Genomic DNA, 23,575 nt, shown 5'->3' with positions numbered 1-23,575 from the left:
ACCATTACGAGTGGCGTCGCTCTCGGCGTCACTCATGTCGTACCGGCCTCCGAAGCTCTGCTGCAGACGTCAGCGTGTTCCTGCGTAATGTCAGCGCAGCCCCGCAGTGCGAGCGCTGCCGCTGGTGCCAACCACTTTTGTTGCCCTGGTGCAGCGGCACAGAATCCGTCCGCCACCCACGCGCATGCAACAAAGCCCACATCGTACTGAGTTATTGGCCCGGACGCGATTTCGAGTTGTCGGCTCAGCCGCCGGAATGCATGACATCGGCGCCCGCCGGCACCGTGCAGTCGTCGGGGTCGGTCAGCCAACCTTCCGGCAGCACCACCCGCGCCGGCGACCCCTGCCGGCCGCGCGGGCCCGTCGCCTCGTCCGGGAAGGGCACAGAGCCGTCCAGCCGGTCGAGCAGGGCGTCCAGCTCGTCGAGCGTCTTGACCATCGCCAGCGCCCGGCGCAGCTCGGAGCCGGCGGGAAAGCCGTGCAGGTACCAGCCGATGTGCTTGCGGATGTCGCGCATGCCCTTTTCCTCGCCGAAGTGCGCGGCGAGCAGTTGGCCGTGCCGTCGGACGATGTCGGCGACCTCGCCCAGGCTCGGCGGCGTGGGAGGCGGGCTGCCGGTGAAGGCGGCCGACAGCTCGGCGAAAAGCCAGGGCCGGCCCAGGCAGCCGCGGCCGATGACGACGCCGTCGCAGCCCGTGCTGGCCATCATGGTCAGCGCGTCGCTGGCGTCATAGATGTCGCCGTTGCCGAGCACCGGGATGGTCCGCACCTGCTGCTTGAGCCGGGCGATCTCCTCCCAGTCGGCGGTGCCCGAGTAGCGCTGCGCCGCCGTGCGGGCGTGCAGCGCGACGGCGGCGGCCCCTTCGGCTTCGGCGATGCGACCGGCATCGAGGTGCGTGTGGTGTTCGTCGTCGATGCCGATGCGGAACTTGACGGTCACCGGTATCTGGGTGCCCTCGGTGCCACGCACCGCCGCGGCGACGATCTGACCGAACAGCCGCCGCTTGTACGGCAGCGCCGATCCGCCGCCGCGCTTGGTCACCTTGGGCACCGGGCAGCCGAAATTCATGTCGATGTGATCCGCCAGGCCCTCGTCGGCGATCATCTTGGCGGCCGCGTAGGTGGTCGCCGGGTCGACGGTGTAGAGCTGCAGCGAGCGCGGCGACTCGTCGGCGGCGAAGGTGGTCATGTGCATGGTGGCCGGGTGGCGCTCGACGAGCGCACGCGCCGTGACCATCTCGCAGACATAGAGTCCGCTGACGGTGCCGACCTTGGCTTGCTCGAGTTCGCGGCACAGCGTCCGGAATGCGACGTTTGTCACGCCCGCCATCGGTGCCAGAACCACCGGGCTGGCGAGCGCGATGGAACCGATGCGCACCGCTTGGTTACCGCCGGCTCATGGTCAGCGTGCCGGCGGTCCGGTGCAGTTCGGCCGCGGTGGTCCTCTTGCCGGTGCGGGCCTCCCGCTCGAGCTGGCGCCGCTTGGAGATCTCGAACTTCTCGCAGGTCTGCTCGAGCTCCTTGATCAGCACACCCAGGTCGTCGCGCAATGCGGCCGCGTCGCCGCTGAAGTCCTCGCGCTCGAAGATGCGCCATTTCCTCAGCACCGGCATCACGACCTCGTCGAGGTGAATGCGGGGGTCGTACACACCGCCGACCGCGATCATCACGGCCTTGCGGCGGAACTCGGGCACCTGATAGCCCGGCATCTGGAAGTTGCGCAACACCTTGTGCAGCGACCTCATCGCCTGATTGGGCGCGATCTCGAACCCGGCCTCGGTGACGTCGCGGTAGAAGATCATGTGCAGGTTCTCGTCGGCCGAGATCTTGGCCAACAGCTGGTCGGCAATGGTCTCGTTGCAGGCCTTGCCGGTGTTGCGGTGCGAAATCCGGGTGGCCAGCTCCTGGAAGGTCACGTAGGTGATGGAATCGAAGAGGCTCTCGGCGAACAGGTCGGCGCGAACCTGGTGGTTCTGGCCCGGGCTGAAGCCTCGGTTCACCACCTCCATGCGCAGCTTCTCCAGCTCGACCGGGTCGACGGCGCGCGTCACCACCAGGTAGTCGCGCAGCGCGATGCCGTGCCGGTTCTCCTCGGCGGTCCACCGGTTGACCCACTGGCCCCACGGGCCGTCCATGCTGAAGTTCATCGCGATCTCGCGGTGATAGGACGGCAGGTTGTCCTCGGTCATCAGGTTCTGCACCATCGCCACCTGGGCGACGTCAGTAAGTTGGGACTGTCCGGGCTCCCAGTCCTGCCCACCGAGCGCGTAGTAGTTCTTTCCGTCCGACCACGGGATGTAGTCGTGCGGGTTCCAGTTCTTGTGCATGCTCTCGTGCCGGTTCAGGTACTTCTCCACGACCGGCTGAAGTTCGTGCAACAGCTGTAGGTTTGTCAGCTCAGCTGACATAGGTCCTCCAGTTATCTGTGTCGATGGGTAGCAGTCAATATATCTGTGTACTTCAGTAGCATCAAGTTCCTGCTCCGGCGCGCCAGATGACGTTTTGATGCCGGTTTCGGACTGCCGCGTGTTCCAGGTCTAGTTGTACGGCTTGCCGATGCGGCGGAAAAGGAAACGCGCGCTACTGCGACTTGCCGAGCTCGCCCGCCGGGACGTACGGCGCGGCCGTGATGTACAGCATGTTGATGCAGTAATCGATGAACTGCTTGCGGGTGGCACCCAGCTGCCCGTGCAGGTAGGCGGTGAAAAGGCTCGAGAGTCCGCCTATCAGGCTGGTGGCGATCATCTTCTGCAGCACGGCGTCGCCGATTCGGGACAGCTTGCGCTGCAGCAGATCGATGAAGTTGGGCATCCACTCCGCGCCGGAGCGGGTTAGCACCGGTTCCACCGCCGGCGCCAGCAACAGCACGCGTCCGCCGACCGGGTCGTCGACCATCAGCTCCACGAATCGCTCGACGGCCTCGCGTGGGGTCGTCGCCGACGTCAGGGTGTTCATCGCGCGGGTGCAGACGTCGTCGTAGACCGCGCGCACGAATTCGTCACGGTCGGCGAAGCTTTCGTAGAAGTAGCGTTCGGTCAGCGCGGCCTCACGGCAGACCGCCCGCACCGTCAGCGCGGGCCCGCCGGGGCTGCCGAGTAGCTGCACGCCGGCGCTGATCAGGTTGTCACGGCGAAGCGCGAGGCGACTCTCCAAGGGGACGCCGGTCCAGCGTCCCCGTCGTTGACCCGTCTGCACATCGCTCCTAAGCTCTAAAGTGACAACGGTTGTAGTCAAAATTCACGATACCTGCAGGGACCCAATAGTGACTCAAGATACGTCCGCATCGCGCCCCCTGACCAGCGACGCAGCCCGCGGCGACGTCGTCGGCGCCGCTGAGCAGTCGGTTTCGGCCGGGCCGTCCGACGCCGTCGCGGGTGGCTGCCCCGTGTCGCCGGCCGGGTACGACGCGCCGCCCGCACCGCTGGGACCCGACTCGCTGACTTGGCGGTATTTCGGGGACTGGCGGGGCATGCTGCAGGGACCGTGGGCGGGTTCGATGCAGAACATGCACCCGCAGCTGGGGGCGGCGGTCATCGATCACTCCACGTTCTTTCGCGAGCGCTGGCCGCGTCTGCTGCGGTCGTTGTATCCCATCGGGGGAGTCGTGTTCGACGGCGATCGCGCCCCAAGCACGGGCGCCGAGGTCCGCGACTACCACACCGACATCAAGGGGGTCGACGAGCAGGGCCGGCGCTACCACGCCTTGAACCCCGACGTCTTCTATTGGGCGCACTCCACCTTCTTTATGGGCACCATCCACGTGGCCGAGCGGTTCTGCGGCGGAATCACCGAGGACCAGAAGCGGCAGCTGTTCGACGAACACGTCGAGTGGTACCGGATGTACGGCATGAGCATGCGGCCGGTGCCGGCCTCCTGGGAGGAATTCCAGGTGTACTGGGACCACATGTGCCGCAACGTGCTGGAGAACAACTGGGCGGCCCGGGCCGTGCTCGATCTGACCGAGCTGCCGAAACCCCCGTTCGCGCAATGGATTCCGGATCCGTTATGGGCCGCGCAACGCAAACTGTTGGCGCCGTTCTTCGTCTGGGTGACGGTCGGCCTGTACGACCCACCGGTGCGGGAGCTGATGGGCTACCGCTGGTCGCGCCGCGACGAGTGGCTGCACCGGCGCTTCGGCGACCTCGTCCGTGGCGTTTTCGCCCTGGTGCCCCCCAGATTCCGTAAACACCCGCGCGCCCGGGCCGGGTTGGACCGCGCCAGCGGGCGGATCCCACTCGACACGCCACTGGTGCAAACGCCGGCGCGCAACCTGCCGCCCGAAGACGAGCGGGGTAATCCCAAGCATTACTGCCCGGCGGTCTCCTGAGCCGGCCGGGGCCGGGCCGCACTACTGGTGAGTGTGACCGTGCGCCTCTTCCAGGCCCGCCTGATGCACGTGTGCATGGGTGTGTTCGGTCCCGTCGGCGTGAGCGTGTGAGTGTTCGTGCTCGACGTGTTCGTGCTCGTGGCTCGTGTGCGCATGGGCGTGTGTCACGTCGCCGTGCTGGTGCTCATGCGCGTGTGGGGCGTCGTGGGTGTGTTGTTCACTCATCGCTGTTCTCTCCTTTGTGAAAAGCCCTGTGGCCGTTGCTCGCTCAGCGGCCGGCGCTGCGCTGCCGGCCGCGGGACGGCTCGGCCACGGCCTTGAGCCCGCTGTCGCCGCGGTGGTGACCGGGCACCCCGGGCCCGGCGTGCTCGGCGTTGAAGACCGCGTCGATGACGAGCTGACGGACGTGGTCGTTTTCCAGGCTGTAGAAAATCGTCGTGCCCTCCCGGCGGGTGCGGACCAGGCGTGCCATCCGCAGCTTCGCCAGGTGCTGGGAAACCGACGGCGCCGGCTTGCCCACGTGCTCGGCGAGTTCGTTGACCGACATCTCGTGGTCGGTCAACGACCAGAGCACCTGCACGCGAGTGGCATCGGCCAGCATCCGGAACACCTCAACCACCAGGTTGGCCTGGTCGTCGGGCAGCCGTCCTTTGCCATTATCTGCATGCATACGCAAACACTAGCGCGGATCAGGCCGAGGGAACCACCGTCGACCGGCGCCCACCGTTGCGCTCGTTCCAGAGCCGGTAGACCTCCACGGCGTCGTCGTTGGGCTCGTAGCGCATGGGCAGGCGTCGCCGGTCCCATTCCTTCGCGAATTCGTCGTAGAACGTGGACAACTCGAAGTACTTGCGGTCATCGGTGTAGTACTGCTCGTAGCTGTCCCGGGTGGTCAGGAAGACGACTTCGTTGGGTGAGCAGTAGTACAGCGAGCCCAGGCACATCGGGCAGGGATGGGCCAGGACGTAGATCGTGGCGTCGACGAGGTGCTCGGTGTTCAGCTTCATGCAGGCCTCGCGGATCGCCAGGATCTCCGCGTGGGCGGTGGGGTCGTTCGTCTGGGCCACCTTGTTGGCGCTCTCGGCCAGCACCGCGCCATCCTGGACGATGACCGTCGCGAACGGACGGCCACCTTCGGTCACGTTTCGGCGGGCCAGGTCGATCGTCCGCTGGGCGAAGTCGGTCATGGGTCCTCCGGCGTAGAACGGGAGCGGATAACTCCGCAGGGTAGTCCCGCCGGCCGCGCCGCGGCCTTGTGATACTAACTAGATCGTCTACGTTTTTCTGACCCGGTAAGGGGGCCGCCATGGCGCGCGCCGAACGTGATCGTTGGGACCTGGCGACGAGTGTGGGGGCGACGGCGACGATGGTGGCCGCTCAGCGGGCGCTGTCCTCCGACGCGAAGTTGATCGACGACCCGTACGCCGCGCCGCTGGTGCGCGCTGTCGGGATCGACGTTTACGTCCGGTTGGTCAACGGCGAAATCGCGACCGGCGGAAACACGGAGTTCGACCCGCAGCGGATGGCGCGGGGCATGGCCTGCCGAACCCGGTTCTACGACCAATTCTTTCTGGACGCGACCCGCGGCGGCATCCGCCAGGTGGTGATCCTCGCGTCGGGCCTCGATTCGCGCGCCTACCGGCTGCCCTGGCCGGCAGGCACGGTCGTCTACGAGGTCGACATGCCCGAGGTGATCGAATTCAAGACGCTGACACTGAGCGACCTGGGAGCCGAGCCGACCGCCGAGCGGCGCACCGTCGCCATCGACCTGCGCGACGACTGGGCCTCCGCCCTGCAGGCGGCCGGATTCGACCCGCAGGCCCCGTCGGCATGGAGCGCCGAGGGCCTGGTGGTCTACCTGCCCGACGAAGCCCAGGACGCGCTGTTCGACAACATCACGACGCTGAGCGCCCCCGGCAGTCGCCTCGCCTTCGAATTCGTGCCTGACACTGCCGTTTTCGCGGACCCGCGGTGGCGCGCGCACCACGACCGGATGAGCGAACTCGGGTTCGAGATCGATTTCAACGATCTCGTCTACCACGGCCAGCGCAGCCACATCGTCGACCACCTGGGCCGGCGCGGCTGGCAGACCAGCTCCCAGACCATTGCGGAGCTGCATGCGGCCAACGGGTTCGTCTACGCCAACGACGACGTCGCGGCGGCCTTCGCCGATGTCACCTACAGCAGCGCGGTGCTCGGGCGATGACCCGCCCTCCGGGCGCGCGGCCTCTTGAGCCGAGCGCGCTTTGGTGCCCCCACCAGGGCTCGAACCTGGGACCTGCGGATTAAAAGTCCGTAGCTCTACCAACTGAGCTATAGGGGCCGCGGAGATTCAGGATACTTGGACCGAAAACCCGGCTCGTTTGAGGATAAAACCCGGCTCGTTTGAGGATTGGGCACGCCGTGACCTAAGCTGACGTGGCTCCCAGCGAAACCACGTTGTGAGTACCCCGGAGTGATTCGGTTCTGGCCCCCATCGTCTAGTGGCCTAGGACGCCGCCCTTTCACGGCGGTAGCACGGGTTCGAATCCCGTTGGGGGTACGCGCAACGGCGGTAACGTTGGAGCGAGCAGTACAGCAAGGCCCTGTGGCGCAGTTGGTTAGCGCGCCGCCCTGTCACGGCGGAGGTCGCGGGTTCGAGTCCCGTCAGGGTCGCCAAGCGCGGCGAGGCACTCGCTGCCCTCCGGCCAGGTAGCTCAGTCGGTACGAGCGTCCGCCTGAAAAGCGGAAGGTCGGCGGTTCGATCCCGCCCCTGGCCACCACGTTCTACCTGCATTGACACGGGTTATGCACTCGGTTGTCGGTTTGATTCAATCAGCGGGAGCGGGATGCGGTTCGGATGCCGGCACGGGTCTTCGGAGGCCCGACGACGATATGGCCCTCTACTTCTGGTGCTGCCCGTCGAAAATGTAGCCGGCGAGCTGGGAGGTCGACGTCCTTGACGCCGAGGCCGATGAGTTCGGGCCAGGGCAGCGGGGATGGAGGATGACGAGGCCGTCGAGGCGGCGGCATACGGGGTTCGGCAACACCAGCGATTCGACAAATCGAACTGACGCACGTCCCGCCGGGTCGTCGTCATACTGACAAACGTGACGCCGAGAAAAGTGCGGGACACATCACCGAAGCGGGGATGGCTGACGCCGAAACAGCAGCGCGCCTGGGTGGCCTATATGCGAGTGCAGCTACGAATGAACTACGAGATGAACCGTCAGCTGCAGGCCGATTCGGGTTTGTCGCTCTCCGACTACGACGTGCTGGTGGCGCTCAGCGGCGACAATGACGAGGGCTTGCGTGTCAGCGACCTGGCCGCGCAGATCGGCTGGGAACGTAGCAGGCTGTCACATCAGCTGCGGCGCATGGAAGAACGCGGTCTCACCGACCGCCGCCCCAGCACCGAGGACGGCCGCACGACCAACGTCGTGCTCACCGCGAAGGGGCGGCAGGCGATCGCCGACGCCGCGCCCGGGCATGTCGACCTGGTGCGCAGCCTGTTCTTCGACCCGCTGCCCGAGAATCTGCTCCCCTCCTTCACAGCCGCACTGGAGCACATTCACGTCAACCTCGATCACAACAGCTCACTCCCGCCCGCGCCGAGTTAGAGTTTAGGTGATTAATCACCTAAAAACAGGGAGCAGGACAATGAGCGAAGTCATCACCCGCCTGATGGAAGCCAACCTGCTGGGCGTGTTTGACGAACGGGACCCGCACCGGCGCGCCGCTGCGAACGCCGTGACCTACGCGGATGACGTGGAGTGGATCGATGACGAAGGGACCGCCACCGGGCATGACGAGCTGAACGCCAAGGCCGCTGAGCTGCAGGAGAAGCTGCCCGGCATGTACTTCGTCAAGGCAAGCCCGGTGCGCCAGACCCGCGGCCTGGGTTTCCTCGCCTGGGAGGTCCGGACCCCCGACGACGCCACAGTGGCGTCCGGCTTCGACGTCGCCGAGATAGCCGACGAACGCATCACCCGGATGTGGACGGTGCTGAATGCGCCGGAATAGGTGATATATCACCTACGTTGTAGCGGGCGAATCGCACGAACCACGCAAGAACGGAGCCCGGTCATGGGACAGCTCGACGGCAAGACAGCATTGGTCACCGGAGGCACATCAGGCATCGGCCTGGCGACTGCCAAGCGGCTGGCCGATGAAGGCGCGTACGTCTTCATCACCGGTCGCGATCGCACTCGCTTGGACGAAGCGGCGGTGTCGATCGGCGCCCACGGTGTGCAGAGCGACATCAGCAAGCCCGAAGAACTCGATAGCCTGGCCGCCGAAATCACCAAGCACGGCAAGGGACTTGACGTTCTCTTCGCCAATGCAGGTGGCGGCGATTTCGCCGCCCTCGCCGATGTGACGCCACAGCACTACCGGGACAACTTCGACCGCAACGTGGCAGGCACGGTGTTCACCGTGCAGAAGACTCTGCCGTTGCTCAATGACGGCGCCTCTGTGATATTGGCGGGATCCAGCGCCGCCTCAGAAGGCGTCCCGGCGTTCGGGTTGTACGCCGCGTCCAAGGCCGCCATCCGCTCACTGGGCCGGACGTGGGCTGCTGAGCTGGCGGACCGCAGGATCCGGGTCAACACCATCGTTCCCGGCCCGATCGAAACGCCGGGACTCACCGGCCTGGCACCCGCCGACCAGAAGCAGGATCTGCTGGACGGAATGGCCGCGCAGGTTCCGATGAAACGGCTGGGCCGCCCCGAAGAAATCGCCTCCGCGGTGCTGTTCCTGGCTTCGGACCAGAGCAGCTTCATGACCGGGGCGGAGTTGGCCGTAGACGGTGGCCAGACACAACTCTAGGTCGATCGGTCGGTCGGTCGGGTGTGGCGCCGTTGTTGCTCGCGTGACGACGGCAGGGTCGTTGTCGGCTATACCCGGCTCGAATTTCTTGACGGCAAGCCGACTGATCGGCTGCTCGCTGAAGCGATCGGTGGATACGACGAGCTTGGACCCGCCATGATGACATTCTGGCAACGACCACCCGATTTGCACTACAGAGAGATCCGCCGACGAGTTGAGGAGAAGCTCAAAGCCGCGTACTCACGGCTGCCGTTGCCCCAAACCGAGCTCCCGACAATCGTTCTCGCGTCGGATGTGAAGGTCGGCGGTTCGATCCCGCCCCTGGCCACCAAGATCTGCGAGTTCTCTGTCTCGCGGCGTCAAACCAGGTAGGGCGCAATCAGAGTGGTGGCACCCAACACCACCAACCCGATCAGGAACGCGACGATCGTGAAGCCCATCACCTGACGGACATTGAGTTTCGCGATGGCGAGCAGGGGCAGCAACCAGAAGGGCTGGATCATGTTGGCGACGCCTTCGCCGACCGCGACCGCCATGGACATCAACCCGAGGTAAGCCGGCGAGGTCTGACCGACCGCGCGCGCCGAGTCGACGGCGATCGGCCCCTGCACGGCCCAGTGCCCGCCGCCGGACGGCACGAACAAGCTGATGATCAGCGAGCCGATGAAGGTCAAAAACGGCAGCGTGTACTGCGTCGCGCCGCTCACCAGCCCGTGGGCCAGCAGCGTCTGCAGGGGCACAGCCTTGCCGCCGGCGTGCGGGGGTGCATAGCCCAGCAGAGCCACCAGGCCGCCGTAGAGCGGGTACTGCAGCAGCAGCGGGCCGGACACCTTCGCGGCTCCGGTGAACGCCCGGATGAACCGGATCGGCGTGCGGTGCAGCAGCGCACTGGTGATCGTGAACAGCATGATCATCGACGCGATGTTCAGCGCGAAGCCGCTGAGACAGAAGTAGCCGATGCCCGCGGCGAACACGAGAACGTTGAGAATCCACTGGTTTTCCAGCCATTCGGCGAACGATCGGTTGCCTTCGGACTTGACGTCGGCCCGGACCTCGTCCTCGAACACGGCGGGATCGGGCGCAAGGCTTTGCGCCGGCTGCATGCGCCAGATGGCGAGCGCGAGCAGCGCCAGCACGGCGATCACCGACAGCCAGCTGTAAGGCTCGAAGATCGTCAGCTTCAGCGGCACCGTGGCCCCAGTCATCTTGTGGATCACGTTGATTGGGCTGCCGTCGTCCGTGTTCGCCAGCGCGATCGACGACGACAGGCCCTGCGTCCAGACGATGAAGCCCATGAACGCCGCCGCGATGAGGTAGCCGAAATGTGTGTCGGTGAAGCGCTTCGCGACCTGGCGGGCGATCAGCGCACCCGCGACCAACCCGAGCCCCCAGTTCAGTAGCGACAGTGCGGCGCTCAGGCCGAAACAGAGCAGGGCACCCTGCACCTGGTTCCTCGGCTTGCCCGCGATGTAGACGATGGCCCGCTTGAGAACCGGCGCCTCGGCCAGTGTGTAGCCGGTCACCAGGACCAAGACCATCTGGAAGGCGAAGGTGAAGATGTTCTGCGATCCCCATACGCCGCCGTACCACGCCTTGAGCATGCCGCTCGCCGACGCGCCGTGCACCAGGACCGCAACCAGCGCGGCGACGATGACGGTGAGGATGACCGCGAACAGGTAGGGGTCGGGCATCAGCCGTTCGACATACCGGACGCAGAGTGCGGTGAAAGCCTGCATGACGCCGCGGCGTCTGGGTTTAGCGTCTTCTCCTGACGCGCTTGGCCGTTCGGCCTCGGGCGGCTCGGTTGCGGCCCTGGGTTCTTCGCTCGTCGTCATCGACCTGCCCTCGCGTTCTCTGGCCAGCTCGCGTTCGACCGCGCGCATTGGCTGATCGTAATAGCGGAACTGATAAGGCCTGAACCTGACGGGACATGTCGCGGCTGTGAACTGTCCGTGGCCGCCAGGTTGCCGTCCGGGGTGATGCGGGGTCGGGCCGAGTCGGCAACGGGTGGGGTCGCTACTTGAGCATGCTCCCGGCGTCGACGGTGACCGGAAGGCCTGTGATGTAACGTGATTCGTCGGATGCCAGGAACAGCACCGCGTTGCTGATGTCCACCGGCTCGACCCAGCCGACCGGCAGCACGTGCATGAACTGCGCGGCGACCTTGAGGTCGTCCGGGCCGGGGTTCTCCAGATCCGGCCGGAACAGCTTCATGGTTCCTTCGTTCATGAACATCGGCGTGTTCACGTTGGTCGGGTGAACGGAGTTCACCCGGATGAAGTGCTGGCCGAGTTCGACCGCGAAGGTGCGCATCAGTCCGACCACGCCGTGTTTGGCGGCGATGTAGTGACCGGTGTGCGGGTAGGCCTTGAGGCCACCGACCGAGCTGGTCAAAATGATCGATCCGCCCTTACCCTGGGAAATCAGGTGCGGCACACCGGCTTTGACGGTCTTCCAAACCCCGGACAGGTTGACGTCGATCATGTCTCGCCAGTCGTCTTCACTCGTCTTGTCGAGAGTCTGGCCACCGTTGCCGATCCCGGCGTTCGCGCAGATGATGTCGAGGCGGCCGAGTTGTTCGATTCCGCTGTCCAGCGCCGCTTTCAGGGCGTCGTAGTTGCGCACGTCGACTTCGGCGGTCACGATGCGGCGGTTGAGCCCCTTGATCAGGTCGGCCGTTTCGGCAAGGTCGTCCGGCGTCGACGGCGGGATCTCACTGCTGCTGCTGATCGGGGTGCAGATGTCGACGGCGATGATGTCGGCACCCTCCTGCGCCAGGCGCACCGCGTGACTGCGGCCCTGGCCGCGGGCCGCCCCGGTGATGAACGCAACCTTGCCCTCGACTCTTCCGCCCATGACTGCACCTCACTGATCGGTCGACTCCAATTATTTGTCGATCGATCAGGAAGGGTGGCACCATTCGGCCGCGGTGTCAACAGACGCCGGGATGGTTGCACGATCTCGAGCTCCGTGGACGGAAGTGGCGCGGGGCCCCCGGGGAGTGGGGCGGCCGGCCCTAGCCGCCCGCTATCGGTCGGGCCGCGGGTGCCTTCAGCAGACTCATCTGGCGTTCGACGAACGCGCGTAACTCGTCGTGCCCTTGGGTGACGCCGACCGCACTCTCGTTGCACAGGCTGCGCGCCACCTGCGCGATCAGCATCGAGATGGCCACCGGCGGGTACTCCTCGAGATCGACGTGGTTGGCGCGCAGCACCATCGTGACGGCCGCCGTCTCGATGTCGCGTACCCGCTCGGCGTAGGCCTTGAGTTCGGCACCAATTGCCTTGCGGTGATTGGCCAATGCCATGAACTCGGCGTTCAGTGTCGTGACGGCGGAATCGCTGTTCATCACCCACAGTGCGTGCAGCGGGTCGTCCTCGGCCAGCAGGGCGCGCATCCGCGCCAGCGCGGTCTCGGCGCCGGCGCGCAGCACCTCCACGAACAGATCGTCCATCGTCGGGAAGTAGTAGTAGACCAGGGCCTGCTTGACGCCGGCCTCCGCGGCGACGCGTCGCGACGTGGCCGCGGCATAGCCCTCCTCGCGCATGATTCGGGCGGTGGCCTCGATCAGCTTGCCGCGCGCCCCCGCGTCGGCGCCCCTCTTGTTGTGGCGACTCGCCGCGGGGCTGGGTGCGCCGGCCTTGCTTGACCGGCCCGCGCGATCCGTGGTAGGCATACCGCATCCTAGCAATTTGGTCGATCGATCAGTTTTGTGCGACACAAACCAGAGTCAACCGGGATGGAGGGGCCGATGACGACCGCACACCTGCGTGTCCGGGTGGATCCCCGGCTGTGTGAGGCGCACGCACTGTGCGTGGAGATCGCCCCCGAGGTTTTCGAACTCGGTGACGACGTCGCAACATGCGACGAGGAGCCGGGTGAAGCGTTGCGCTACAGCGTCGAAGCCGCGGTGGCCGCCTGCCCACGCCAGGCCATCAGCGTGGTCGCCGGGCACGCGTGACGCGCCGTTGTGTAGGCCAGGAAAAGGAATCGAACTCATGACTGAACTCGCCGACGTCGACTACTTCACCGACGCCGACATCGCGCAAGAGCCCTATGCCTACTGGGATTACCTGCGCGGTCAGGGCCCGGTGTTCCGGGAGCCGCATTACGGGGTCGTGGCCGTCACCGGTTACCAGGAGGTGCAGGCCGCCTTCAAGGACGTCGCGTCGTTCTCCGCCGTCAACGCGATCGGCGGTCCGTTCCCGCCACTGCCGTTCACCCCGGAAGGGGACGACATCAGCGACCAGATCGAGGCGCACCGCCACGAATTCCCGATCTTCGAGCACATGGTCGTCATGGATCCGCCCGAACACGAGAAGGCGCGCTCCCTGCTCGGGCGGCTGCTCACGCCGCGCCGCCTGCAGGAAAACAAGGACTACATCTGGCAATTGGCGGACCGGCAGTTCGACGAATTCATCGCCAACGGCCAGTGTGAGTTCCTCGGCGAGTACGCGAAGCCATTCGCGACTCTGGCGATCGCCGATCTGCTCGGGGTTCCCGACGAGGACCGTGCCGAGATTCGCCGCAATCTCGGAGCCGGCAACGCGCCGGGCGCCAGGGTGGGCGCGCTCGATCACGAACCGGTGGGCAGTAATCCCTTGCAGTACCTCGATGACCTGTTCAGTGCGTACATCACCGATCGGCGGGAACGCCCACGCGAAGACGTGCTGACCGGGCTGGCCACCGCCACGTATCCGGACGGTTCGATCCCACCGCTCTTGGAGGTCGTGCGGCCGGCCACGTTCCTGTTCGCGGCGGGGCAGGAGACCGTCACCAAATTGCTGAGCGCCGCGGTGCAGGTGCTCGGTGACCAACCTGAGCTTCAGGCGCGGCTGCGTGCCGACCGAAGCCTGATCGGCTCATTCATCGAAGAGGCGCTGCGCATGCAGAGCCCGACGAAGGTCGACTTCCGGTTGGCACGCAAGACCACCACTTTGGGTGGGGTGCACATCCCGGCCGGCACGGTGATCATGCTGTGCCTGGGAGCGGCCAACCGTGACCCACGAAAATTCGAGAGTCCCAACGAATTTCAGGTTGACCGGAAGAACGTCCGCGAGCACATCGCCTTCGGCCGCGGAATCCACACCTGCGCGGGTGCACCGCTGGCGCGCGTGGAAGGCCAAATCACCGTCAACCGCCTGTTGGACCGAACGCGCGACATCCGGATCAGTGAGGCCAAGCACGGCGCGGCGCCCAACCGCGATTACCGCTACGAGCCCACGTTCTTGCTGCGCGGGCTCAAGGAGTTGCACATCGAATTCACCCGGGAGGGCTGACGAGCAGTTCGCCTTGGGCGACGGTGACCGCCCGCCCGGAAATACTGACCCGGTCACCGCGAACGTGCGCCTCGACGCGACCACCCCGAGCCGAGACCTGCAGACCCCTTAGGGCGTTCTTGCCCAGCTTCCTCGACCAGTAGGGAGCCAAGCTGCAGTGGGCGGACGCGGTGACGGGATCTTCATCGATACCGGCAGCGGGGGCAAAGAAGCGGGATACGAAATCGCTGTCGGTACCGCCCGCCGCGGTGACGATGACCCCACGCACGTCCAGCCTGGCCAAGGCGGTCAGTTGCGGAGTCAAGCCCCGAACGGTTTGGGCTGAGTCCAACTCCACCAGCAGATCGAGCCGTCCACGCAAACAAATCCTTTGCGGTGCAAGGGGTGAGAAGACGATGCCTGCCGTGTGCCCGGTGGAGCGAAATGACGGGTAGGGTGGTGGCAACGGCGAGGACGGATTACATGGCAATAGAGAACTGGTGCGACGCGGTCGAGATCCATCCATCGCAGGTCCGGGTCGGTGACATCATCGGCACGCGACGTCCCACCGAATTGCGTCTGACGGTCAAGATGATCAGTGGCCCGCAGAGTGGGCCGGGGCAGTGGACATTTTTCAGCCGCGACGATCACGGTCAGCAGCGGACCAGTACGTTCGGAGAAGGCGAATTGGTCCGCAGGTACGCAAAAGCATCCTGACGCCCAAGGACTCTACGTCGGTCAGCGACCGCGGTTTGTAGGACCGGCAGCCTCCGTATCCGGCCGATCGGAAAACGTGGGGTTTTCAACCGGTATCGCAGAGGCTTCACCTGAAGCGACATACTTTGGTGCCTCTGGGTGGGAAAACAGGTTCGACTGGTCCATGGGCTGTCCTTCCGAATGAAGAGTTCGGCCGATACGCATTGTTGCCTGGCGTCGGACGGCGATCGAATCGCACGGCGATCTCATTCGTGATTAGTCTGCGATTCTGCGGTGACCGCTAGAGCACGGTTCCCCTCCACTCTACAGGCCGCCAGCGTTGTGCGTGCCGCACTCAGGTGAGAAGCCGCCATGAAGGTGCTCTCTGCATCCAAAAGTGCGGCTCGGTGCCGGGCTGGGCGCGCATCTTCCGCCGGCCCAGGCGTGGCCACCCCATTCGACCCGTTGATGAATGAATCAGCAAGCGACGCAACTATTTTCCAAATACGGTGGGCTTCGTGCTACTCTGAGCCCGCATGGGTGTGTTTGGTACATCCGCATTTGATGAGAGAAGTAAGTAAATGGCACAGGGAACTGTGAAGTGGTTCAACGGTGAAAAGGGCTTCGGCTTCATCACACCTGACGACGGCACGAAGGACCTCTTCGTCCACTACTCCGAGATCCAGGGGAACGGCTATCGCTCGCTCGACGAGAACCAGCGCGTTCAGTTCGAGGTTGAGCAAGGAGCCAAGGGGCCCCAGGCGGTAGGAGTCAGTAGCGTCTAAGAACTTTACATACAGTGGGCTGGTGCGGTTGCTCCGCACCAGCCCACTGGTGTTTTCGGAGCTCATGACGCCGGCTACGACATCATCTAGGGCCTAACCCGATCCGGGCGGGCCGGCCGCGATAATGACGGCATGCGTCTCGCCTGGGTGCTGCGGCTGGCGGTCTTGACGGCGTTCGCCTCGGTCAGTGGGGCTCCCTGGGCCCATGCCGGCCCCGACGTGCCGCCGGTCAGCGACGCCGCGCGTGCGGCCGGCTTCGTGGACATCCGTACCGTGGTTCCCGACGCGGTGCTCGATCTGCGCTACGCGACCACGAACAACTTCACCCATACGCAGCTGTACCCCTCCGATGCCAGATGCCTTGTCCACCAGTCGATGGCGCCCGGCCTGGCCGCCGCGGCCGGCGCGTTACGCCCGCAGGGTCACCTGCTGGTGTTCTGGGACTGCTACCGGCCGCACGACGTCCAGGTCAAGATGTTCAACCTGGTGCCCAATCCCGCGTGGGTGGCCCGTCCGGGCCCGTACGCGCGCAGCCACGAATCGGGGCGTTCGGTCGACGTGACCTTCACGACGCCCCAGCAGCCATGCCAGTCCGGGCAACACGCGGGCGGGCTTTGTCTGGCCGACATGGGCACCGACTTCGACGACTTCACCTCTCGGGCAACCGCTTTCAACACCCAGGGCATCAGCACCGACGCGGTGGCGAGCCGGGGGGCGCTGCGAGCGGCCATGAACTACGGCGGGTTGAAGGTGTATTCGGGGGAGTGGTGGCATTTCGACGGCCCGGGAGCCGGCGTCGACCAACCGATTCTCAACGTCCCCGTCGACTAGCTGATCTCAAATAGTGAGATACAAATTTCATATTGTGGCTACCGCGCGTAAGCTGCCAGACGAGACGCGGCAGGCAAGGGGTCAGACAGTGAGCGACGAACACGCAGCGGCCTATACGCACGGACACCACGAGTCGGTGTTGCGCTCTCATCAGCGACGCACCGCCGAGGACTCGGCGGCATACCTGCTGCCGTATCTGAAGCCGGGGCTGTCCGTGCTCGACGTCGGGTGCGGACCCGGCACCATCACCGCCGACTTGGCCGCCCTCGTCGCGCCCGGCGCGGTCACCGCGGTCGACCAGGCCGCCGACGTGCTCGATGTTGCCCGTGCCGAAGTCGAGCGGCGCAATCTGTCCAACGTCTCGTTCGGGACCGCAGACGTGCACAACCTCGACTTTCCGGACGGCACTTTCGATGTCGTGCACGCGCATCAGGTGCTACAGCACCTCGCCGATCCGGTCGCGGCCCTGCGGGAGATGCACCGTGTGTGCGCACCGGGCGGCGTCGTGGCGGTCCGCGACGCCGACTACTCGGGGTTCGTCTGGTACCCCGAACTGCCCGCACTCGACCTGTGGCGAGACCTCTATCAACGCGTCGCCCGCGCCAACCGCGGCGAACCCGATGCGGGCCGGCGCCTGCTGTCGTGGGCGCAGCAGGCGGGTTTCGGCGACATCACGCCCACGGGCAGCCTGTGGTGCTATGCCACGCCCGCGACGCGCGACTGGTGGGGCGGAATGTGGGCCGACCGGATTCTGCACTCCACCGTGGCCCGCGACCTGGTGAGTCTCGATCTGGCGACCACCGCGCAGCTCGAAGAGATCTCCGCCGCATGGCGGGAGTGGGCCGCCGCCCCGGACGGCTGGATCGCCATCCCCCACGGCGAAATCATCTGCCGCGCATAGGTGTTCAGTCGAGAAACAGGTCGGGAATCGGTTGGTCGCCGCCGCCGTACCGCGACAGGTCCTCGACACCGGCGCAGTGCAGAACATCGGCGTCGATGTAGCAGTTGCCGGTCACTTCGCGGCTGGGGCGAGCGACGATCTCGACCGCGGCGTCGGCCATGATCGCCGGGCTGCGTGACGACTCGGCCAGCTTGTCTCCGTCGGTCATGTTGGCAACCGCCGCGGTGGCGATATAGGTCTGCGGCCAAAGGCAATTCACGCCGATCCCCGCGTCGGCGAATTCCGCCGCCCAGCCCAGCGACAGCAGCGTCATCCCGTACTTGGACAGCGTGTAGGCCGGGTGCGCGCCCAGCCACCGCGGGTTCATGTTCACCGGTGGCGAGATGGTGAGCACGTGCGGGTTGGCGGATTTCTCCAGGTGCGGCACGCACGCCTTGGTCAGCAGGAAGGTGCCGCGCAGGTTGACCTCTTGCATCAGGTCGTACTTCTTGGCCGACAACTTGGCGGTCGGCTCCACCGCGATGGCGCTGGCGTTGTTGACGCAGACGTCGACGCCGCCGAACCGCTGCACCGCGGCGTCGACCACGCGGTGCACGTCCTCTTCGCGGCGGACGTCGCCGACGACCGCGAGCGCCTTGCCGCCGGCGGCCTCGATCTCGGCGGCGGCGGTGTGCACGGTCCCGGGCAGCCGGGGGTGGGGGGTGTCGGTCTTGGCCAGGAGCACCACGTTGGCGCCGTGGCGGGCCGCACCGATTCCGATCGCGAGCCCGATTCCGCGGCTGCCACCGGAGATGACGACGGTGCGATCGACGAGCGAACCGTTGGGCATGGAGCCTCCTTTTACCTGGTCAAGCATGTGGTATTGGCATTCTCTTTTTTTGCAAGTACGTTATTCACCGATGGATAATACGGCCCACACTCCGTCTGGCATTCCGCTGCAGCCCGTATACGGGCCGGCGGACGTAAGCGCCGCGCCTCCGCAACCGGGGGAGTTCCCCTTCACCCGGGGTAACTTCGCGTCCGGCTATCGCGGCAAGCTCTGGACGTTCCGCCAGTACTCGGGATTCGGCACCGCCGAGGAATCCAACCGCCGGTACCGCTACCTGCTGGAGCAGGGCGGGACGGGGCTGTCGGTGGCGCTCGACCTGCCCACCCAGTGCGGATACGACTCCGACGACCCCGAGTTCGGCGAGGAGGTCGGCCGGGTGGGCGTCGCGGTGGACACCCTGGCCGACTTCGAGATCCTGTTCGACGGCATCCCGCTGGACAAGCTCAGCACGAGCATGACGATCAACGGAACGGCGGCGATCCTGCTGGCGTTCTACGTCGCGGCCGCCGAGAAAAAGGGGATCCCGCGGGAGAAGCTGACCGGCACCATCCAGAACGACATCCTCAAGGAGTACGCCTCGCGCGGTACCTGGATCTGGCCGCCGGAGCCGTCGCTGCGACTGATCGCCGACACCATCGAATTCTGCGCGGCCGAGGTGCCCCGGTTCAACGCGATTTCGGTGGCCGGTGCGCACTTCCGCGACGCGGGGGCCAACGCGGTGCAGGAGATGGCGTTCACGCTGGCCGACGGGGTCACGTACTGCGACACGGTGGTCGAGCGCGGACGCATGACGATCGACCAGTTCGCGCCGCAGATCTCGTTCTTCTTCTACACCCACGGGGATTTCTTCGAGGAAGTCGCCAAATACCGTGCGGGGCGGCGGCGTTGGGCGACGATCGTGCAGGAGCGCTACGGGGCGAAGACGGCGAAGGCGGCAATGTTCCGCTTCGGCTGCGTCTGTGGTGGCGCGTCGCTGTACGCGCCGCAGGCCCACAACAACATCGTGCGGGTGGCCTACGAGGCGATGGCCGCGGTGCTGGGCGGTGTGCAGTCGATGTTCACGGCGGCATGGGACGAACCGTTCGCCCTGCCGACCGAGGAAACCACGACCCTGGCGCTGCGCACCCAGCAGATCCTGGCGCACGAAACCGGCGTCGCCAGCGTCGCCGACCCGCTCGGCGGCTCCTACTTCGTCGAGGCGCTGACCGATGCGACCGAGGAGCGCATCATCGAGATCATGTCCGACCTCGAGCGACACGGCGGAATGGTGCAGGCCATCGAGGACGGTTACCTGCAGGGCCTGATCGCCGACGAAGCCTTCAACATGCATCAGGAGGTCGAAGCGGGCACTCGGCCCGTCGTCGGGGTCAACCGGTTCGTGACGGAGGAACTGGCGCACGACGTCGTCACCTACGAACTCGACGCCGAAGGGCGCGATCTGCAGCTCAAGCGGCTGTCCAAGGTTAAGGCCGAAAGGGATTCGGCCGCAGTGAAATCCACGTTGGCTGCGCTGTCGCGGTCAGCCGAGGGAGACGACAATCTGATGCACAAGCTGATCGACTGCGCCAACGCGTACTGCACGGTCGGGGAGATGGTCTCCGCGCTCAAGTCGGTTTGGGGCGAATTCCAGCAACCGGTGGTGTTCTAGATGGCGGTCCGCGTTCTCGTCGCCAAACCCGGCCTGGACGGGCATGACCGCGGCGCGAAGATCGTCGCCCGCACCCTGCGTGACGCCGGGTTCGAGGTCATCTACACCGGCATCCGCCAGCGCATTGAGGACATCGCCTCGATCGCCGTCCAGGAGGACGTGGCGGTGGTGGGGTTGAGCATCCTGTCGGGCGCTCACCTGGCCCTCACCGCGCGCACCGTCGAGGCCCTGCGTGCCGCCGATGCCGCCGATATCGCCGTCGTCGTCGGCGGCACCATCCCGCACGCCGACGTCCCCAAGCTGCTCTCCGCCGGCGCCGCCGCGGTATTCCCCACCGGGACACCGTTGGACGACCTGGTGCGCGACATCCGCGCACTGACCGGCACGGCGAACATCGACTCGAACGAACCCGTCACGGAGGCACCATGCGCGTCGGAGTGATGATCGGCGCCGAGCGTGGCGACATGGCCCGCAAGGTGGAAAAGCTCGTCTCGGACATCGAGTGGGCCGAATCCGCCGGCCTGGACACCGCGTGGATGCCGCAGGTACCCAACGACTTCGACTGCCTGACCATGGTGTCGCTGATGGCCGCCCACAGCTCGCGCATCGAGTTGGGCACCGCGGTGGTGCCGCTGCAGGCCCAGCACCCCATCGCCCTTGCCCGTCAGGCGCTTTCGACGCACGCGGTGGCCGGTGGACGGCTGGCGCTCGGGGTTGGGCCGTCGCACCACTGGATCATCCGGGACATGCTCGGCCTGCCGTACGAGAAGCCGGCCGCCTACACCCGCGATTACCTGCAGGTGCTGGGCGCCGCCGTCGCCGGGCCGGGAGCGGTTGACGTCGAGAACGCTTCGTTCACGGTGCACAATCCGTTGGCGATCGGGGCCGATACCCCGATGCCGGTGCTCGTCGCCGCGCTGGGGCCGGTGATGCTGCAGATCGCCGGTGAACTCGCCGACGGCACCGTGCTGTGGATGGCCGACGAACGCGCGATCGGCGATCACATCGCGCCGAAGATCACCAAGGCCGCCGCGGACGCGGGGCGCCCCGCACCGCGGATCGTCGCGGGAATCCCGGTATGCCTGTGTGCGCCTGGACAAATCGATGAGGCCAAGGAGCGGGCCAACCGCATCCTGGGCGAGGCCGAGGTGTCGCCCAACTACCAGCGCCTGCTCGACCGCGGCGACGCCCGCGATGTCGGTGATCTGTGTGCGGCCGGGGACTCCGAACAGATCCTGGCCCGGATGCGCCGGTTCGCCGACGCCGGTGTGACCGATCTGTCGGTGCGGCTGCTGCCGATTGGTGACAATCGCGACGAGCTGGTGGCCTCCAAACGGCGCACCCGCGAAATGATCGCCTCACTCGCCGCGGAATTGCGTTGACCGCAAACAACACCGGACCGCTGGCCGGGATCCGCATCCTCGAGGTCGGCACCATGCTCGCGGGTCCGTATGCGACCATGCTGCTCGCCGACCTCGGTGCCGAGGTCACCAAGATCGAACCGGGCGGCGGCGAGATCTCCCGCAGCGTCGGCGCCACCTACTTCGCCAGCCTCAACCGCAACAAGTCCAGCATCACGCTGGACCTGAATTCCGAGGCGGGCCAACAACGCTTGGGCGAGCTGGTCGCGGACTCGCATGCGCTGCTGGTGAACCTGAAGCCGTCGGCCATCCGCCGGCTGGGCCTGACCTACGACGAATTGCGCCGGCACAACGAGCGGATCGTCTGCGTGGCGATCACCGGCTTCGGCCTTTATGGCGGCGACGATCCGGCGTTCGACTACGTGGTGCAGGCGGGCGTCGGCACCGCCGCCCTGACCGGTGACCCAGACGGTCCACCGACGCTGCCCGGCTACTCCTCGGCCGACAACTCCACCGGAATGACCGCGGCGCTGGGGCTGTTGGCCAAGATCATCTCCGGAACCGGCGGCCAGGTGGATGTGTCGCTGCGCGACGTCATGCTGTCCCAGCTGAACTATCACGCGTCGGCCTATCTCAACGGCGGCGTGGAGCCACAGCGCCGCCCCTACGGCGCCCATTCGTATTACGTTCCGGCGCAGCTTTTTCCGACGGCCGACGGGTATCTGGCGCTGTTCATCACACACGACGGATTCTGGAAGTCGTTCGCCGCCGAGGCGGGCATCGGGGGATTCGAGACGATGGCCGAGCGCGTCGCCCGTCGCGACGAAGTCCTGACCGTGGTCACCGCGATGCTGGCCACCGACAGCGCCGTCGGCTGGGAACGGCGGCTGCGCCCGCTCGGAGTTCCGGCGGCGGCCGTGCGAACCCTGCCCGAGGCGCTCGAGGCCACGCCGGAAGTGGTGGTGACAGCGGGCGAATTCCGGTTGGTGGGAAGCCCGATCCACGTCTCGGGGTATGAGCCCGAGTACCGCCCGCCGCCGGAGCTAGGCCAGGGCTAGTCGGCTTGCGAGTGTGCGGCGAGCCGCACATCCGGCCTCGAGTGTGCGGCCAGCCGCACATCTGTGGGGATTAAGCAGAGCGCCGCTCAGACTGCCGCCGGCCCGGTGAGAACGGCCTCGGCGATCTTGCGGAAGGCCGCCAGCAGACGGCTGCGATCCCCAGCGCGACAAGCCAATACGACATGGCTGGGTTCGACACCTTCCAACGGCACCGTGGTGATATCCGGCCGCACACCGTTGCCGTGAACGCCCGCCGTGATGGCCACCGCTTGCCCCGAGGCGATGAGTTCGAACTTGTCCTCGAGCGCATCGATGAACGGGCCATCGGGTGCCCGGCGACCGTCGGGTCGCGGATCGATGCGCCAGAAAGCGCTCCAGGCCGGATCTGAATGCCGCACCCGGGGCATGGGTTCGTCGGCGATGTCGTCGAGCGTGACCGATTCCCGGCCGGCCAGGCGATGGTCGACGGGTATCGCCAGCATGCGCGGTTCGTCGTACAGGATCGTCACGTGCAGCCCTTCGGTCGGAAACGGCAGCCGGGTCACCACCGCATCCACCCGATGGCCGAGTAGCGCATCGAGCGCCTGATCCCAATCCAGATGCGTGACTTGGACGTCGGCTTCGGGGTGCTCGCGGCGCATCTCTCGCACCGCGGGCGTGACGATCATGCCCATCGTGTACCCGATGGTGATCCGGCTGGGCTGTGCGGCCGCTCGCGCCTGCGCGGCGGCTTGGGCGGCCGAACGCAGCAGCGCCCTGGCGCGGGGCAGAAACACCTCGCCCGCCTCGGTGAGCCGGGTACCCTGCGGCGTGCGGTCCAACAGGCGGACGCCGAGTTGCTGCTCGAGCCGGCGAATCTGGCGGCTCAGCGACGGCTGCGCGACGCGCAGCGTGGAGGCGGCGCGGCCGAAGTGCCGGTGTTCGGCGACGACGACGAAGTAACCCACCAGCCGCAAGTCGAGATCCACTACCGGCGATGCCGAGTCCGTCATGCATCCAGTGTAATGAGCACCAGGCCCGCTGCGCGCCTCGAAAACCCCCGTGAGCTGTTGCGATGCCTGTGTTGCATCGCGCC

Annotated in this window: 27 protein-coding genes, 4 tRNA genes and 1 pseudogene; 18 read left to right on the top strand and 14 right to left on the bottom strand. The window is 66.2% G+C overall.

Annotated features, from left to right (window positions below; all coding sequences use genetic code 11):
* Positions 1–244: 244 nt before the first annotated feature.
* The 3 genes from dusB to B9D87_RS15510 all read right to left on the bottom strand — a co-directional run bounded on the left by dusB (position 245) and on the right by B9D87_RS15510 (position 3,195).
* Positions 245–1,330 carry a tRNA dihydrouridine synthase DusB gene (dusB, locus tag B9D87_RS15520; RefSeq protein ID WP_238553515.1) on the bottom strand — a complete coding sequence of 362 codons (1,086 nt, stop codon included), beginning with the start codon at positions 1,328–1,330 and terminating at the stop codon, positions 245–247.
* 55 nt (positions 1,331–1,385) lie between these two features.
* Positions 1,386–2,408, bottom strand: coding sequence for an acyl-ACP desaturase (locus B9D87_RS15515; RefSeq protein ID WP_007777619.1), 1,023 nt, complete (start codon positions 2,406–2,408; stop codon positions 1,386–1,388).
* Positions 2,409–2,580: 172 nt separating this feature from the next.
* Positions 2,581–3,195 (bottom strand): TetR/AcrR family transcriptional regulator, encoded by a 615-nt coding sequence (locus tag B9D87_RS15510; RefSeq protein ID WP_085977897.1) that lies wholly within the window; start codon positions 3,193–3,195, stop codon positions 2,581–2,583.
* A 67-nt stretch (positions 3,196–3,262) separates the two neighbouring features.
* On the opposite strand from B9D87_RS15510, the gene B9D87_RS15505 reads away from it, so the two are divergent.
* Positions 3,263–4,327, top strand: a complete 1,065-nt coding sequence (locus B9D87_RS15505) for an oxygenase MpaB family protein (protein ID WP_007777615.1) — start codon at positions 3,263–3,265, stop codon at positions 4,325–4,327.
* Positions 4,328–4,348: 21 nt separating this feature from the next.
* On the opposite strand, the gene B9D87_RS15500 is transcribed toward B9D87_RS15505, so the two are convergent.
* From B9D87_RS15500 to B9D87_RS15490, 3 genes are read right to left on the bottom strand one after another with little or no spacing between them, the layout of a single operon-like run.
* The gene (locus B9D87_RS15500; protein WP_007777611.1) at positions 4,349–4,552 is read right to left on the bottom strand and encodes a hypothetical protein; all 204 of its coding nucleotides are present in this window, start codon (positions 4,550–4,552) and stop codon (positions 4,349–4,351) included.
* Between the two features lie 43 nt (positions 4,553–4,595).
* Complete coding sequence (locus B9D87_RS15495) at positions 4,596–4,997, bottom strand: ArsR/SmtB family transcription factor (RefSeq protein WP_007777608.1); 402 nt, start codon at positions 4,995–4,997, stop codon at positions 4,596–4,598.
* Between the two features lie 19 nt (positions 4,998–5,016).
* On the bottom strand, positions 5,017–5,514 hold the full coding sequence (locus B9D87_RS15490) for a nucleoside deaminase (protein WP_007777606.1): 498 nt from the start codon (positions 5,512–5,514) through the stop codon (positions 5,017–5,019).
* A gap of 119 nt (positions 5,515–5,633) precedes the next feature.
* Here B9D87_RS15490 and B9D87_RS15485 point away from each other — a divergent pair, with 119 nt between their 5' ends.
* Positions 5,634–6,533, top strand: coding sequence for a class I SAM-dependent methyltransferase (locus tag B9D87_RS15485; RefSeq protein ID WP_007777599.1), 900 nt, complete (start codon positions 5,634–5,636; stop codon positions 6,531–6,533).
* A gap of 41 nt (positions 6,534–6,574) precedes the next feature.
* On the opposite strand, the gene B9D87_RS15480 is transcribed toward B9D87_RS15485, so the two are convergent.
* A tRNA-Lys gene (locus B9D87_RS15480) sits at positions 6,575–6,650 on the bottom strand.
* A gap of 146 nt (positions 6,651–6,796) precedes the next feature.
* Here B9D87_RS15480 and B9D87_RS15475 point away from each other — a divergent pair.
* From B9D87_RS15475 to B9D87_RS15465, 3 genes are all read left to right on the top strand, one after another.
* Positions 6,797–6,869, top strand: a tRNA-Glu gene (locus B9D87_RS15475).
* A gap of 39 nt (positions 6,870–6,908) precedes the next feature.
* Positions 6,909–6,985, top strand: a tRNA-Asp gene (locus B9D87_RS15470).
* A 27-nt stretch (positions 6,986–7,012) separates the two neighbouring features.
* Positions 7,013–7,089: transfer RNA gene (locus tag B9D87_RS15465), tRNA-Phe, on the top strand.
* A 70-nt stretch (positions 7,090–7,159) separates the two neighbouring features.
* Here B9D87_RS15465 and B9D87_RS27525 read toward each other — a convergent pair.
* Positions 7,160–7,300 (bottom strand): annotated as a pseudogene (locus tag B9D87_RS27525) (site-specific integrase); the annotation flags it as partial.
* A gap of 116 nt (positions 7,301–7,416) precedes the next feature.
* On the opposite strand from B9D87_RS27525, the gene B9D87_RS15455 reads away from it, so the two are divergent.
* The 3 genes from B9D87_RS15455 (at position 7,417) to B9D87_RS15445 (ending at position 9,133) form a co-directional block, all read left to right on the top strand.
* Positions 7,417–7,926, top strand: a complete 510-nt coding sequence (locus B9D87_RS15455) for a MarR family winged helix-turn-helix transcriptional regulator (RefSeq protein WP_044487392.1) — start codon at positions 7,417–7,419, stop codon at positions 7,924–7,926.
* Between the two features lie 40 nt (positions 7,927–7,966).
* Positions 7,967–8,329 carry a nuclear transport factor 2 family protein gene (locus B9D87_RS15450; RefSeq protein ID WP_007777595.1) on the top strand — a complete coding sequence of 121 codons (363 nt, stop codon included), beginning with the start codon at positions 7,967–7,969 and terminating at the stop codon, positions 8,327–8,329.
* Between the two features lie 63 nt (positions 8,330–8,392).
* Entirely contained in the window at positions 8,393–9,133 is a 741-nt protein-coding gene (locus B9D87_RS15445) for an SDR family NAD(P)-dependent oxidoreductase (RefSeq protein ID WP_007777592.1), read from the top strand.
* 359 nt (positions 9,134–9,492) lie between these two features.
* Here B9D87_RS15445 and B9D87_RS15440 read toward each other — a convergent pair whose 3' ends face one another.
* The 3 genes from B9D87_RS15440 to B9D87_RS15430 all read right to left on the bottom strand — a co-directional run bounded on the left by B9D87_RS15440 (position 9,493) and on the right by B9D87_RS15430 (position 12,704).
* Positions 9,493–10,869, bottom strand: coding sequence for a TIGR00366 family protein (locus B9D87_RS15440; protein ID WP_007777590.1), 1,377 nt, complete (start codon positions 10,867–10,869; stop codon positions 9,493–9,495).
* Positions 10,870–11,149: 280 nt separating this feature from the next.
* Complete coding sequence (locus B9D87_RS15435; RefSeq protein ID WP_007777587.1) at positions 11,150–11,989, bottom strand: mycofactocin-coupled SDR family oxidoreductase; 840 nt, start codon at positions 11,987–11,989, stop codon at positions 11,150–11,152.
* 160 nt (positions 11,990–12,149) lie between these two features.
* Positions 12,150–12,704: a TetR/AcrR family transcriptional regulator gene (locus B9D87_RS15430; RefSeq protein ID WP_052002599.1), complete on the bottom strand. Its 555-nt coding sequence runs from the start codon at positions 12,702–12,704 to the stop codon at positions 12,150–12,152.
* A 195-nt stretch (positions 12,705–12,899) separates the two neighbouring features.
* Here B9D87_RS15430 and B9D87_RS15425 point away from each other — a divergent pair, with 195 nt between their 5' ends.
* Positions 12,900–13,094, top strand: coding sequence for a ferredoxin (locus tag B9D87_RS15425; RefSeq protein ID WP_040632107.1), 195 nt, complete (start codon positions 12,900–12,902; stop codon positions 13,092–13,094).
* Positions 13,095–13,131: 37 nt separating this feature from the next.
* Positions 13,132–14,412, top strand: a complete 1,281-nt coding sequence (locus B9D87_RS15420) for a cytochrome P450 (RefSeq protein WP_007777580.1) — start codon at positions 13,132–13,134, stop codon at positions 14,410–14,412.
* On the opposite strand, the gene B9D87_RS15415 is transcribed toward B9D87_RS15420, so the two are convergent.
* Positions 14,396–14,749: a PhzF family phenazine biosynthesis protein gene (locus B9D87_RS15415; RefSeq protein ID WP_052002594.1), complete on the bottom strand. Its 354-nt coding sequence runs from the start codon at positions 14,747–14,749 to the stop codon at positions 14,396–14,398. The genes B9D87_RS15420 and B9D87_RS15415 overlap by 17 nt on opposite strands.
* Before the next feature lie 125 nt (positions 14,750–14,874).
* On the opposite strand from B9D87_RS15415, the gene B9D87_RS15410 reads away from it, so the two are divergent.
* From B9D87_RS15410 to B9D87_RS15395, 4 genes are all read left to right on the top strand, one after another.
* Positions 14,875–15,108, top strand: a complete 234-nt coding sequence (locus B9D87_RS15410; RefSeq protein ID WP_007777572.1) for a hypothetical protein — start codon at positions 14,875–14,877, stop codon at positions 15,106–15,108.
* Between the two features lie 560 nt (positions 15,109–15,668).
* On the top strand, positions 15,669–15,872 hold the full coding sequence (locus tag B9D87_RS15405) for a cold-shock protein (RefSeq protein ID WP_007777569.1): 204 nt from the start codon (positions 15,669–15,671) through the stop codon (positions 15,870–15,872).
* 132 nt (positions 15,873–16,004) lie between these two features.
* Positions 16,005–16,703, top strand: a complete 699-nt coding sequence (locus tag B9D87_RS15400) for a M15 family metallopeptidase (protein WP_007777567.1) — start codon at positions 16,005–16,007, stop codon at positions 16,701–16,703.
* 88 nt (positions 16,704–16,791) lie between these two features.
* A complete protein-coding gene (locus tag B9D87_RS15395) occupies positions 16,792–17,604 on the top strand; it encodes a methyltransferase domain-containing protein (protein WP_007777565.1) in 813 nt (270 codons plus the stop codon).
* 4 nt (positions 17,605–17,608) lie between these two features.
* Here the strand turns inward: B9D87_RS15395 and B9D87_RS15390 are convergent, their stop codons facing one another.
* Positions 17,609–18,433: an SDR family oxidoreductase gene (locus B9D87_RS15390; RefSeq protein ID WP_007777563.1), complete on the bottom strand. Its 825-nt coding sequence runs from the start codon at positions 18,431–18,433 to the stop codon at positions 17,609–17,611.
* A 70-nt stretch (positions 18,434–18,503) separates the two neighbouring features.
* Here B9D87_RS15390 and B9D87_RS15385 point away from each other — a divergent pair, with 70 nt between their 5' ends.
* The 4 genes from B9D87_RS15385 to B9D87_RS15370 are packed head-to-tail and all read left to right on the top strand — an operon-like array spanning position 18,504 to position 22,500.
* On the top strand, positions 18,504–20,081 hold the full coding sequence (locus B9D87_RS15385) for a methylmalonyl-CoA mutase family protein (protein WP_007777560.1): 1,578 nt from the start codon (positions 18,504–18,506) through the stop codon (positions 20,079–20,081).
* A complete protein-coding gene (locus B9D87_RS15380; protein ID WP_007777558.1) occupies positions 20,082–20,522 on the top strand; it encodes a cobalamin-dependent protein in 441 nt (146 codons plus the stop codon).
* Entirely contained in the window at positions 20,507–21,463 is a 957-nt protein-coding gene (locus tag B9D87_RS15375; RefSeq protein ID WP_007777556.1) for an LLM class F420-dependent oxidoreductase, read from the top strand. Before B9D87_RS15380 ends, B9D87_RS15375 begins: the two co-directional genes overlap by 16 nt.
* Positions 21,460–22,500: a CaiB/BaiF CoA transferase family protein gene (locus B9D87_RS15370; RefSeq protein ID WP_007777555.1), complete on the top strand. Its 1,041-nt coding sequence runs from the start codon at positions 21,460–21,462 to the stop codon at positions 22,498–22,500. Before B9D87_RS15375 ends, B9D87_RS15370 begins: the two co-directional genes overlap by 4 nt.
* A gap of 86 nt (positions 22,501–22,586) precedes the next feature.
* Here B9D87_RS15370 and B9D87_RS15365 read toward each other — a convergent pair whose 3' ends face one another.
* Positions 22,587–23,492, bottom strand: coding sequence for a LysR family transcriptional regulator (locus B9D87_RS15365; protein ID WP_040632029.1), 906 nt, complete (start codon positions 23,490–23,492; stop codon positions 22,587–22,589).
* Positions 23,493–23,575: the final 83 nt, after the last annotated feature.

Origin of the sequence: Mycobacterium colombiense CECT 3035 (assembly GCF_002105755.1) — a bacterium.
Classification (GTDB): domain Bacteria; phylum Actinomycetota; class Actinomycetes; order Mycobacteriales; family Mycobacteriaceae; genus Mycobacterium; species Mycobacterium colombiense.
The sequence above is the reverse complement of the archived record's forward strand: the minus strand, read 5'-3'. Positions and strand labels throughout refer to the sequence as shown.

Excerpts from the sequence above, each read along its gene's own strand:
- B9D87_RS15400 (WP_007777567.1), top strand. The coding sequence starts at position 16,005 with ATGCGTCTCGCCTGGGTGCTGCGGCTGGCGGTCTTGACGGCGTTCGCC.
- B9D87_RS15405 (WP_007777569.1), top strand. The coding sequence starts at position 15,669 with ATGGCACAGGGAACTGTGAAGTGGTTCAACGGTGAAAAGGGCTTCGGC.
- B9D87_RS15440 (WP_007777590.1), bottom strand. The coding sequence starts at position 10,869 with ATGCAGGCTTTCACCGCACTCTGCGTCCGGTATGTCGAACGGCTGATG.
- B9D87_RS15490 (WP_007777606.1), bottom strand. The coding sequence starts at position 5,514 with ATGACCGACTTCGCCCAGCGGACGATCGACCTGGCCCGCCGAAACGTG.
- B9D87_RS15515 (WP_007777619.1), bottom strand. The coding sequence starts at position 2,408 with ATGTCAGCTGAGCTGACAAACCTACAGCTGTTGCACGAACTTCAGCCG.
- B9D87_RS15420 (WP_007777580.1), top strand. The coding sequence starts at position 13,132 with ATGACTGAACTCGCCGACGTCGACTACTTCACCGACGCCGACATCGCG.
- B9D87_RS15410 (WP_007777572.1), top strand. The coding sequence starts at position 14,875 with ATGGCAATAGAGAACTGGTGCGACGCGGTCGAGATCCATCCATCGCAG.
- B9D87_RS15365 (WP_040632029.1), bottom strand. The coding sequence starts at position 23,492 with ATGACGGACTCGGCATCGCCGGTAGTGGATCTCGACTTGCGGCTGGTG.
- B9D87_RS15485 (WP_007777599.1), top strand. The coding sequence starts at position 5,634 with ATGGCGCGCGCCGAACGTGATCGTTGGGACCTGGCGACGAGTGTGGGG.
- B9D87_RS15450 (WP_007777595.1), top strand. The coding sequence starts at position 7,967 with ATGAGCGAAGTCATCACCCGCCTGATGGAAGCCAACCTGCTGGGCGTG.
- B9D87_RS15500 (WP_007777611.1), bottom strand. The coding sequence starts at position 4,552 with ATGAGTGAACAACACACCCACGACGCCCCACACGCGCATGAGCACCAG.
- B9D87_RS15445 (WP_007777592.1), top strand. The coding sequence starts at position 8,393 with ATGGGACAGCTCGACGGCAAGACAGCATTGGTCACCGGAGGCACATCA.
- B9D87_RS15385 (WP_007777560.1), top strand. The coding sequence starts at position 18,504 with ATGGATAATACGGCCCACACTCCGTCTGGCATTCCGCTGCAGCCCGTA.
- dusB (WP_238553515.1), bottom strand. The coding sequence starts at position 1,330 with ATGGCGGGCGTGACAAACGTCGCATTCCGGACGCTGTGCCGCGAACTC.
- B9D87_RS15390 (WP_007777563.1), bottom strand. The coding sequence starts at position 18,433 with ATGCCCAACGGTTCGCTCGTCGATCGCACCGTCGTCATCTCCGGTGGC.
- B9D87_RS15380 (WP_007777558.1), top strand. The coding sequence starts at position 20,082 with ATGGCGGTCCGCGTTCTCGTCGCCAAACCCGGCCTGGACGGGCATGAC.
- B9D87_RS15375 (WP_007777556.1), top strand. The coding sequence starts at position 20,507 with ATGCGCGTCGGAGTGATGATCGGCGCCGAGCGTGGCGACATGGCCCGC.
- B9D87_RS15435 (WP_007777587.1), bottom strand. The coding sequence starts at position 11,989 with ATGGGCGGAAGAGTCGAGGGCAAGGTTGCGTTCATCACCGGGGCGGCC.
- B9D87_RS15495 (WP_007777608.1), bottom strand. The coding sequence starts at position 4,997 with ATGCATGCAGATAATGGCAAAGGACGGCTGCCCGACGACCAGGCCAAC.